At 60.6% G+C, this 11,453-nt stretch carries 5 protein-coding genes and 1 tRNA gene; 2 read left to right on the plus strand and 4 right to left on the minus strand.

Going from position 1 to position 11,453, the window contains the following annotated elements; all coding sequences use genetic code 11:
- Positions 1-145 precede the first annotated feature (145 nt).
- Positions 146-2,644, minus strand: a complete 2,499-nt coding sequence (rnr, locus tag PP263_RS13790) for a ribonuclease R (protein WP_308364135.1) — start codon at positions 2,642-2,644, stop codon at positions 146-148.
- A gap of 262 nt (positions 2,645-2,906) precedes the next feature.
- Here rnr and PP263_RS13795 point away from each other — a divergent pair.
- Positions 2,907-2,993: transfer RNA gene (locus PP263_RS13795), tRNA-Leu, on the plus strand.
- Between the two features lie 293 nt (positions 2,994-3,286).
- Here the strand turns inward: PP263_RS13795 and ppc are convergent.
- Positions 3,287-5,950 carry a phosphoenolpyruvate carboxylase gene (ppc, locus tag PP263_RS13800; protein ID WP_308364137.1) on the minus strand — a complete coding sequence of 888 codons (2,664 nt, stop codon included), beginning with the start codon at positions 5,948-5,950 and terminating at the stop codon, positions 3,287-3,289.
- Between the two features lie 1,041 nt (positions 5,951-6,991).
- On the opposite strand from ppc, the gene PP263_RS13805 reads away from it, so the two are divergent.
- Entirely contained in the window at positions 6,992-8,911 is a 1,920-nt protein-coding gene (locus tag PP263_RS13805) for an FG-GAP repeat protein (protein ID WP_308364138.1), read from the plus strand.
- 205 nt (positions 8,912-9,116) lie between these two features.
- Here the strand turns inward: PP263_RS13805 and PP263_RS13810 are convergent, their stop codons facing one another.
- On the minus strand, positions 9,117-11,057 hold the full coding sequence (locus PP263_RS13810; RefSeq protein WP_308364140.1) for a hypothetical protein: 1,941 nt from the start codon (positions 11,055-11,057) through the stop codon (positions 9,117-9,119).
- On the minus strand, positions 10,991-11,422 hold the full coding sequence (locus PP263_RS13815) for a hypothetical protein (protein ID WP_308364141.1): 432 nt from the start codon (positions 11,420-11,422) through the stop codon (positions 10,991-10,993). Before PP263_RS13815 ends, PP263_RS13810 begins: the two co-directional genes overlap by 67 nt.
- Positions 11,423-11,453 lie beyond the last annotated feature (31 nt).

An 11,453-nucleotide genomic window follows, 5' to 3' on the forward strand; every position in this document is an offset into this window, starting at 1 on the left:
CCGGCCTTTTCCGCTTTTTGTGCGGCCTTGCGCGCGGCTACCGACGGGCGCTTGCCACCCTTGCGGGTTGGGGTGCGTTTGGGGCCGCGCTTTTTGCGCGGGGCTTCCCCCTCTTCCGGGGCGGGTGTTTTTTCCGGCTGGGCCTCTACCGGTTGCGCTTCGGTGGAGCCGACTTTGCGTTTGCGGAAGGGCGTCGCCTTCCCCGGGATTTCCTCGCGCCTGGTCCAGGGGCTGGTCTTTCCCTCCTTTCCTTTCGGGGTTTTTCCGGCGGCGTCTCGGCCTCGCCTTTCGCGCTCGCGCTGGTGCTCCACGGCCATTTCCATAGCGCGCGCGCTAACTTGCGGATTTTCCCTGGGCTTTTTTGTTTTTTTTTATTCTTGCTCAGCAGCTCGCCGAAGGCGAAGTCCACCTTGCGCTCTTCGAGATCCACCCGCGCCACCTGCACGGTGACCAGGTCTCCCAGATGATACCGGGCGCCGCTGCGCTCGCCGATCAGGCGCTGGTGGGCCTGTTCAAAGCGGTAATAGTCCTTGGGCAGGGCGGTGACATGGACCAGGCCCTCCACGTAGAGATCCTCCAGCTCCACGAACAGGCCGAATCCGGTAACGGCGCTGACCACGCCACGGTAGACCTCGCCGACATGGTCCTGCAGGTACTCGCATTTGAGCCAGCTGACCACATCGCGGGTGGCGTCGTCGGCGCGGCGCTCGGTCATGGAGCAATGCTCGCCCAGTTGCACCATGGCGGGCATATCGTAGGGGAGGATGCGCTCCCGCGGCAGCGCCTTGGCCCCAGGCTCTACATGGATCTTTTTTTCCACCATGCGCTCATTGGCGCTGCCATTGCGGATCAGCCAGCGCAGGGCGCGATGCAGCAGCAGGTCCGGGTAGCGGCGGATGGGAGAGGTGAAATGGGCGTAGGCGTGATAGTCGAGGCCAAAGTGGCCGCGGTTTTCCGGCTGGTAGACCGCCTGATTCATGGAGCGCAACAGCATCATCTGAATAATGTGCGCGTCCGGGCGCCCCTCCACGGATTCCAGCAGTGCCTGGAAGTCCTTGGGCTGGGGTTCGGCGCCGCCGGGGAGGCGCAGGCCCAGTTCGCCCAGGTATTCGCGGAGGTTGCTGAGTTTCTCCTGCTTGGGGGTATCGTGCACCCGGTAGAGTATCGGCAGTTCGGACAGCTCCATCAACTCCGCGGCGCAGACGTTGGCGGCGAGCATGCACTCCTCGATCAGCTTGTGGGCGTCGTTGCGCTGCACCGGGACTATGCGCTCGATCTTGCGGCTCTCATCGAAAATAATCCGCGTCTCGGTGGTTTCGAAGTCGATGGCGCCGCGGCGGTCGCGGGCCCCGCGCAGGGCCTTGTAGAGGTCGTGCAGGTTGTCCAGGTGCGGGGTGAGCGCGGCGAATTGCTTGCGCAGGCCGCTGCTGCGCTTGCCGCGCTCCTCGATCATCTGCCCTACCTGGGAGTAGGTGAGGCGCGCGTGGCTGCGCATCACTCCCTCGAAGAAGCGGTAATCGAGGATGCGGCCGTCGACGTCGATGTGCATCTCGCACACCATGCACAGCCGGTCCACGTCGGGGTTGAGGGAACAGAGGCCATTGGACAACTTCTCCGGCAGCATGGGCACTACGAAGTCCGGGAAGTAAACCGAGTTGCCGCGGCTGTGGGCTTCCTCGTCCAGGGCGCTGCCGGGGCGCACATAGTGGGAGACGTCGGCGATGGCCACCAGCAGTTTCCAACTGCCGTCCTTTAATACCTCGCAGAAGACGGCATCGTCGAAGTCGCGGGCGTCCTCGCCGTCGATGGTGACCAGCGGCAGCTGGCGCAGGTCGACCCTGTGGACCTTGTCCTCTTCTCTCACCTCGTCGGCAATGGCGTCCACTTCGCTCTGGAGTCCCGCCGGCCAGGTATGGGGGATACCGTAGTTACGGATGGCGACATCGATTTCCATGCCCGGCGCCAGGTGGTCGCCGAGCACTTCCGTTACTTCGCCCTGGGGCAGACTGGTGCGGCTGGGTTGGGTGACGACATTCACCACCACATACTGGCCGTGACTGGCGCCGGCGGTCTTTTCCGCCGCCACCATGATGTCCAGGTTGATGCGCGGGTTGTCCGGGCGCACGAAGCAGATGCCGTTCTCGCGGAACAGGCGACCGGCCAGCTCCCGGGTGTTGTGCTTGATCACCCGCACCACCGCCGCTTCCCGCTTGCCGCGGAAGCCGCCGGGGGTCTCGCGCACCAGCACTTCGTCGCCGTCGAACACCTTGCGCATCTGGCGGTGGGAGAGATAGAGGTCGTCGCCGCCATCCCGGGGGGAGACGAAGCCGAAGCCATCCCGGTGGCCGATGACGCGGCCGCGCACCAGGCTCATCTTGTCCAGCACGCCGAAGTCGCCGGCGCGGTTGCTGGCGATCTGGCCGTCGCGGGACATGGCGATCAGGCGTCGGCGCACCCCCTCGCGGCGGTCTTCGTCCTGGATATCCAGGGCGTCGGCCACCGTCTCCCAGGATACCGGGCCCGGCTGCTGCTCCAGCAGTTGCAGCAGGTACTCGCGGCTGGGAACGGGTTTCTCGTACTTCTCGGCCTCGCGCTCGGCGTGGGGATCGGCCTGGGTGTGGTGTGTGGGTTTCTTTTGAGTCAAAGCAGCATCCGTTGTTCGAGGTGACCGCCGGTCTGCGGCGGCTCCCGGGACAGGGTCCGGGGATTGGTAGATTGCGACACGGGGCTCGGCCAGTAACGGCGCCAAGGGCCGCGGCAGAAGGTCGCATTGCAGGCAGTATAAGCCATTTCCCGCCCTATCCCGACTCCCGCGAACGACGACGAAGCAAACGCAAATTGACCGTTGACACCCCCGGGGCAAATCTCTATAGTTCGCGACCTCAACGGGGCACACCGTTGAATTTGCCCAGGTGGCGGAATTGGTAGACGCGCTAGCTTCAGGTGCTAGTGGCCTTACGGTCGTGGAAGTTCAAGTCTTCTCCTGGGCACCATATTCAAAAAAGGCCGACTCGCGAGAGTCGGCCTTTTTATTTGGCCTCGTCACCACTAAGCCAAGGCCAGGCACCGCTGCCGGTGGCCATTCGGGAAAAAGCCTGATCGGCACAAATCGGCAGGACAGCCGATTTGGACGCCGTAGGCGCCCGAAGGGCAAGGGCCATGGATGGCCCGAGTCAATCATTTCCCAAACAGCCACCGGCATCGGGGCCTTCGCATCAAACTCCAGTATTCTTCTCCGGCCCCCGGGGTGAGTAGTCACTGACTCTCACCGAAATCCCATGCCGCATCATCCGGTGTTGCGCATCCCCGCGGCGATTCCCGCGATGGTTACCATCAACGCACTTTCCAGCACCGGGTCCGCGTCCCGTTCGCGCAGGCGGGCCATCAGTTCCGCCTGCAGCAGATGCAGCGGATCGGTATAGGGATCGCGCACGCGGATCGACCAGCGCATCACCGGGTTGTTGTCGAGGAGGCTGTCGTGGCCGGTGAGGCGGTGCAGTGCTGCCACGGTGTCGGCCAGGTGCTCGCGCAGTGTGTCGCCGAGGCGGATCAGCTCCTTCTCGTCAGTAAGCCGCTCCTCGTACCAGGACGCGACCCGGGTGTCGGTCTTGGCGAGCACCATCTCCAGCATATCCACGGCGCCCTGAAAGAAGGGCCACTGCTCGTCCATCGCGCGCAATATTTCCGTTTCCTCGCCGCTGGCCAGCGCGCTTTCCAGCGCCGCGCCGGTGCCCAGCCAGGCGGGCAACATCAGGCGGATCTGCGTCCAGGCGAACACCCAGGGAATGGCGCGCAGGGTTTCCACCCCGCCGCCGGGTTTGCGCCGCGCCGGGCGGCTGCCCAGGGCCAGGCGGCTGAGTTCGGTTTCCGGGGTTACGGTACGCAGGTAGGCCACCAGTGCCGGATCGTCGCGCACCACCTGTCGGTAGCCGTCCACCGACACTTCGGTCAGGCGGTCCATTTCCGCGCGCCATTCCGGGCGCGGTTCCGCCGGCGGCATCAGTGTGGCTTCCAGGGTGGCGGCCACATACTGCTCCAGGTTGTAGGCCGCCAGCGAGGGGCGGCCGTATTTGACTCGGATCATTTCGCCCTGTTCGGTGACGCGGATGCGGCCGGCCACCGAGCCCGGCGGCTGCGACAGCAGTGCCATGCGGGTCGGTGCCCCGCCCCGGGAAATGGAACCGCCGCGGCCGTGGAACAGGGTCAGTGGAATACCGTGTTCGTGGAAAATCGCCGTGAGCTTTTCCTGGGTGCGGAACTGGGCCCAGGCGGCGCCGAGGAAGCCGGCGTCCTTGGCGGAATCGGAATAGCCGATCATCACTTCCTGACCGTCGCTCACACGCTGTTTGTACAGCGGAATATCGAGCAGCGCGCGCATGGTGTCGCCGGCGTTGTTGAGGTCATCGAGGGTTTCAAATAGCGGCACTACGCGCATCGGCTGGCGCACACCGGCGATTTTCTGCAACAGCATCACGGCGAGCACATCGGAAGACGTCCTCGCCATGGAAATCACATAGGCGCCGAGCCCTTCCGGTCCCTGCTCCGCGATCACCTTGCAGGTGTCCAGCACCTCGCGCACGTCTTCATCACAAAGATCGCTGTGATAGAAGGCCTCGTCCACCAGCGGACGCCGGCTCTCCAATTCGGTGAGCAGGAACTGCTGTTTCTGTGTCTCGTCCCAGTCCGCATAACCACCAAGGTCCAGATAGCGGGTGATGGCGTCCAGCGTGTCGATATGGCGGGTGGACTCCTGGCGGATATCCAGGCACAGCAGCGTGATGCCGAAACAGTTGAGCCGGCGCAGTGTGTCCTTGAGCTGGCCGTCGGCGACAGCGGACAGGCCCACCGCGCGCAGGGAGCGGTCTATCAGGCTCAGCTCGTCGAACAGTTGCCGGCCGCTGGTGTAGCCCTCGCCTTCCGGTTCCGGGCGGGCGGCCACCCGGGCTTCCATCCGCGCCCGGGTGATGCGCAGGCGCTCGCGCACCTCGCGCAGTACCAGCCGGTAAGGTTCGTGGCTGGGGCCGGTGCGTTCCAGCAGTTCGTCACTGGCCCGGTGCATGGACAGGTCCGCCAAAAGATTTTCCACATCCCGCAAGTACAGGTCGGCGGCCATCCAGCGGGCCAGCAGCAGCACCTGGCGGGTCACAGCGGCGGTGACATTGGGGTTGCCGTCCCGGTCCCCGCCCATCCAGGAGGCAAAGCGGATCGGCACCCAGTCCGCGGGCAACGGGTCCAGGCCGGCGAGCGCCAGCTCCGCTTCAATCTCGCGCATACCCCGGGGCACCGCCTGCCAGAGGGACTGCTCGATGGTGGCGAAGCCCCATTTGGCCTCGTCCACCGGTGTCGGCCGCTCGCGGCGGATTTCGTCGGTACTCCAGGCGGAGAGAATCTGTTCGCGCAGGTAACGGCGCAGATCCTGCTCCTCTTCTTCGGTGAGATCGGGCCGGTCCAGGTCGGTGAGCAGGTCGGCGATCCGGTCGTACTTGCGGATCAGGGTGCGGCGGGTGACCTCGGTGGGGTGGGCGGTGAGCACCAGCTCCACGGACAAGTCTTGCAGCACCGACTTGACCTTATCCTCGCCGACGCCGGCTTTTTTCAGCTCCGCCAGCACCTGGCGCAGGCCCCGGTCCGTATCCGGATCGCCGGGATAGCGCTGGTGATGGCGGTGCAGGCGTTCGCGGTGGCGCTGCTCGGCGATATTGGCCAGATTGAGGAACTGGCTGAATGCCCGCGCCACTTCCAGCAGTGTTTCGTCGTCGAGCGGGTCCAGCAGCTGGCGCAGGCGCTTCACCGGCATCTCACCCTGGCTGCGGCTTTCCACGGCGGCTTGGCGGATGGTTTCAACTGTATCGAAAAGTTGCTCGCCGGCCTGCTCCCGCAGTACCGCGCCGAGCTCCTCGCCGAGCAGGCGGACGTCTTCTCGTAGAGGGGCGTTTTGGTCCTGGCTCACGGGTTTATTCTCCCTGGTGGAACGATTTGGTGCATCTTCGCATATTTCCACGAGGAAGCGTCGACCGCCTATTCAGGGCTCTTCAACCGACTCTCAGAGTGCATTTGTTTCCGTCATCGTCTGACGGCGCAGATACGGCCACCGATTGAAGCCCTTCACCAGAGAGTCGCATCTCCGGTGCATCCACACCTCCATACCGGCGCTGTACGGCGGCACCGCAGTGAAGATGCCCGGCTCTACCTAGGCGAAGCCCTCCACCGCATTCTGCACGGCAGACTCGAGGCCCTGGGCGGCCTGGGTGCCGTACAGACTGCAGCTCGTTACCTGTACCGGTAAAGACCAGAACGCTACCGATAAAGTCTGACTCCAAATAACTCAGTGAGCGGCAGAATCAAGGTCTCCTTACAGGACAAACGCAGCATGCAGATCTTCGACATAAAGACAAAGTTCGTAACGAGCAACGCATCCCAACTCGCCCAGCCAGTAATCTTTACGTCAGAAATGCGATTCAGATCACCCCTTAGGGCTGAACGACTAGATGATACTCTGAGAGTTAGTTAAAATTTCAGATCGTCGCAGCTGCGACAGGGAGTTACTCGCAGGGAACCTGACTACATGCTTTTGAATCCCCCGTCGAAACGGAAAACCACAGGCCGCCACCTGAATCTCGGCGAGTCCACTTTTCTGGCTCCTCCCACCTGTTGCGAATTGTCCACAGCCGCCTACTGCAGCTGGCCGAAAGCGATATCAAGCCAGGACCCGGGTCATTACAATATTTTCATCAGGCGAAGGTGTCTCTGCGCAACAAAGGTAAAGGCGCCCTTCGCATTCGAGGGAAACCATTTAAAAGCAAGGTTAACGTCCTCTATTATAAAGGGCTAGGAATTCCACGAGCTTCAAACTCATAAGAACACAGACAATAATCGAGAATAAAATAAGAAAACAACAACACAGAGCTTTAAATACAAGTCATTTTATTATGACCACTGATAAAAACGCACTGAAATGGACCAAGTACAGCCAGCTTAAAAGGAATAGATCATGACCGTATCACACCAATACATAACGAGTTTGCTTGCTCAAGTGACGGGCAAGCTTTCAGTGCTGCTGCTAACGGTACTGCTTGCAGCCTGCGGTGGAGGCGGGGGCAGCAGCGATAATAGTGTTGGCAGCTCTTCCAGTAGCAGTTCCTCAAGCAGTAGCAGCTCGAGCAGCAGCTCCTCCAGCAGCGGCGGCGAGGAGCCGGAGCCTCCGCCGGAACAACCTACGCTAACCATGGAGCCCCAACCTATCAAAACCTTCCAGTTCAGCTGGGAGGCGGTAAACGGTGCGGAGGAATATCACCTGCTCGAAAACCCGGACGGCGTATCCGGCTATGAACCCATCGCCAGTTTGGATGCGGAAACCACGGAATACGGGCTGATGGTCTTCCTGCCTGAACGGATCAACGCCAGCTATATACTGCAGGCCTGTAACGACGCCGGCTGTACCGATTCCGATGAAGTCGCCGTAAGTGGCAACCTGGAGGAAGCCATAGGCTATATAAAGGCATCCAATACCCAGGGCACCGAATATCTGGGTGAAATTTTCTTCGGCATCGTGTCCCTGTCTGCCGACGGCTCTACGCTCGCCGTAGGCGGCCCGGATGAAAGGAGCGCAGGTATTGGCGTCAATGGAAACCAGGATGATTTCAGCGCGGAGCAGAGCGGTGCCGTCTATGTCTTTACCCGGCAGGAAGGCATCTGGCAGCAGCAGGCCTATCTGAAGGCCTCCAATGCCGAGGCCGAAGAGGACTTTGGGCACAGTGTGTCTCTCTCCGCCGATGGCAATACCCTGGCCGTAGGCGCGCGGCGGGAAGACAGTGCAGCTCGCGGAGTCGACGGCGATCAGGGCGACAACAGCACAGCAAACAGCGGCGCGGCCTATATCTTTGTCCGCAGCGAAGATAGCTGGCAACAGCAGGCCTACCTGAAAGCCTCCAATGGCGACATCGCAGACTTCTTTGGCCATTCTTTATCCTTATCCGCTGACGGCAAGGTCCTGGCCGTTGGGGCAACGGGTGAAGACAGTGCGGCAACCGGGATAGACGGAAACCAGAACGACAACAGCGCATCAAGAAGCGGCGCTGTGTACCTGTTTACGCAGGTGGACGGCAACTGGCAGCAACAGGCTTACTTGAAGGCTTCCAATACGGACGGGGGGGAAAACCCGTGGGATGACGGGGACCGTTTCGGCTGGTCACTGGCACTATCCGGCGACGGCAAAACCCTGGTTGTCGGAGCTATAGGCGAAGACAGCGGCGCCACCAGTATTGACGGTGATCAAAGCGATAACAGTATAAGTAGCGGAGGTGCCGCCTACGTCTATATCCAAAGCGGGGAGACATGGCGGCAGCAGGCATACCTGAAGTCTCCCAATACCAGTAACGGTGGTATCTTCGGCTGGCGCACGTCAATATCCGGGAACGGAAATACTATCGCAATAAGCAGCCGTGAGGACAGTGTTGACAGTGATCCCACCATCGACGGTGTTGTCTATGTATTCGAGCGAAGTGGAGCGGAATGGCAAGAACCCGTCCGCTTGGTAGCTTCCAACGCCAGCACTGCTGGTGGATTCGGCAGCAGCCTTTCCCTGTCGACTGATGGTAAAACACTCGCTATCGGTGCCGAGGAGGAGGAAAGTTTAGCTACAGGAATCAACGGCGACCAAAGCGGTGATTCAGCCAGGTTTAGTGGCGCCGCTTATTTATTTACGCTCGCCGATGGCAGTTGGCAACAACAAGCCTACATGAAGGCTTCCAATACAGATAAGAGTGATTGGTTCGGCAACTCGTTAGCACTATCCGGCGACGGCAAGACTCTCGCGGTTTCCGCAACCCTGGAAGACAGTGCGGCAACAGGAATAAACGGGGACCAGGACGACAATAGCGCGCAGCAAAGTGGTGCAGTCTATCTGTATTAAGACCCGGTTCTGAATGGCGTTTTGCGTATTCAAGCACAGGCTGTATGCTGGGCTCGCCACATATAACTCAGTACGCAAACACTGATCATTCTGAACACCACCAAATAACAAAGCGGCTGCCTTAAGGCAGCCGCTTTGTTATCAGTTGCAAGTTACAGAGCAGCATCCTGAAAGCCGGGATGCTCACCAAACGGGATATCCGGGATCATCCTCCCGCATTCCCTGGCGCCAGCGCTGTACGTTTACCTTCCCGCTCAGACGGCTTTTCATCCTCTTCAAACTCTTCGGGCCCGTGCGGCAATTCAACCTCATCGCCGGGCGCCGTCGATGCGGCCACAGGCAGCAGTTCTCCCCCGCTTATCCGCATTTCCGGTGTATTGACCGCGTCCACGCCGGTGCTGTATGGGTTTACCGCGCTGAAAATACCCGGGTCCACCTGAACAAAATCCTCGACAGCGTTTTGCACCGCGGACTTGAGCCCCTGGGCAGCCTGGGCCCCGGCTACAGACTGCAGCTGGTTACCCGTACCGGTAAAGGCTGGCACACCACCAACAAAGTCCGGCTCAAAATAACTCAGTGAAATGATGTCGACCGACTCCGACACATCCATGCGCAGGGGGTTGATCGCGCTGCCGATGATGCTCCATTGCTCCAGTTCAGAGCCCAGATTCACCGTTCCGGCCGTCAGGTGGGTATCGCCAAAGGTTTCCGCGGTAAGGCTGCCGAAGCTGGCGCTGTTCAACGTGATATTGCCGCGGCCTGCGTTGATCTCGTCGATAACCAGATCGCCCTGGGCCAGTACGGCGACATCGATATCGTCTCCGGAGGTATGGATAGCAATTATATTCACATCGGTTTCGATATCGACATTACCGGAGATGACCAGATCCGCGCGGTTTGCCTGCAAATCCCCGCCAATGGTTTCCGTACCCATACTGGTAATGGTGAGGTCGCCGCTGCCGTCATACCCCAAGCGCATACCGCTGCCGGTGAACAGAATTCCGGCACCATTGCGGTTAAAGCTGGCCGAACTGTTGCCACCACTTACGAAATCAAAGTTCTGGTCGGTTTCCAGGGTCAGGCTGCCGGTGTTGTTGTCCAGCCACTCGAAGCCGGAGAACTGGAAGTTCCCAACCTGATCACCACTGCCGGAAATCTGCCAGGTCTTGCCGGCGATATTGAATTGGAACTGGTCATCGCCGCTGCCGCCGTCGAGCATTACCTCCTGGCTGCTGTCGGCATCGACCTGCAGCAGATCATTGCCCTCGCCCAGGGATAACGTCTCCAGGCTGGTTCCGGCAAGCAGTACCGTATCGTTACCTGCGCCGCTATCTATTGACGTAAATTCACCGCCGGAAAGGGTGAACCGGTCGGCACCGCTACCCGCGACTATCGACTCCACGCCATTGAAGACCAGCGATTCCCCATCGCTACTGATAGTGCCCTGGGAGGCATTTACCGACCACTGCGTATCTATATCCGCACCGTGAAGTACATCCGTTCCGCTTCCGGCGGTGAAGCTGTTCAGGCCAGCGAATGTAGTTCCACCGACGGACATGGTGTCCAGGCTGCTGAAAGTGTATTCACTGTCGATATCCTGCCCTACGTAGGTTCCGGTATTGTTGACCAGCTCCAGGTCCTCGAACAGCACCGTTATGCTGTTGACTTCGGCCTGGGCACTGCCATCTACCAGTGCGTCGTCGCTGCTCACCGAGGTCCAGTTGGCGCCGCTGGAATTGACGGTATCCGCACCTCCGCCCGCACCTACGGTCTCGAGGCCGCTGAAACTGATACCGGCAACGCTGATGTCTCCGGAGCTTGCCAGCTCGAAATTGTCCGCGGCGGCAGTGCCCTGCAACAGGTCACTGCCGCCGCCGGCCGCCACCCGGGCAACGCCTTCGAATGCCATACCGGCGACGCTCAGAGCCCCCTCGCCCGCGAGGGCAAAGGTCTCGCTATTGGCAGTGCCGCTCAAGAGCGCGTTAGCGGTGATCACCTGGTCGATACCCGACAAGGTGACGTCGTTGACGACCAACTCCCCGTCGGTCCCGGTCAGCTGCCAGTCGGTAGCATTACTGCTTACGGAATCTCCCGTGTCGGCGCCAGCGACGACACTGCCAACCGAGAAGAAGTCGATTCCGCGCACACTGAGTGATTGTCCGGTGTCATCCAGTACAAAGTTATCGTCAGCGTTGTTAGTGGCCGCATCGACCAGAACATCGCTTCCCGAGTCTGAAAAACCGCGTAGGTCACCTCCACGCTGCCAAAGGTTTGCCGGTGACTGAATCCGTCGCTGATATTGCTGGCGGATTCGAAGCCGGCAGCCTTGGATTTCAGCTCGGTCACCTTCACAGCCAATAGCCTGCCCTCTTCGGTAGAGGTGTCCACCAGGTCCATAAAACGCCTCAACAGGCCTTTATCGATAAAGACCGCCTTACCCTCATGCCCCTTGGTACTCGGGTGAAAATAAACGAACCCGCGGTAATCCTTCTGGTGTACTACTCCGGACATTTCAATAATTCCCACTAAACTGCTTGCCAAA

The sequence above is a fragment of the Microbulbifer sp. TB1203 genome (assembly GCF_030997045.1).
Classification (GTDB): Bacteria; Pseudomonadota; Gammaproteobacteria; order Pseudomonadales; family Cellvibrionaceae; genus Microbulbifer.

What these genes read in the sequence shown, in the direction of transcription:
- PP263_RS13805 (WP_308364138.1), top strand. Translation starts at nt 6,992, where the DNA reads ATGACCGTATCACACCAATACATAACGAGTTTGCTTGCTCAAGTGACG.
- PP263_RS13815 (WP_308364141.1), bottom strand. Translation starts at nt 11,422, where the DNA reads ATGTCCGGAGTAGTACACCAGAAGGATTACCGCGGGTTCGTTTATTTT.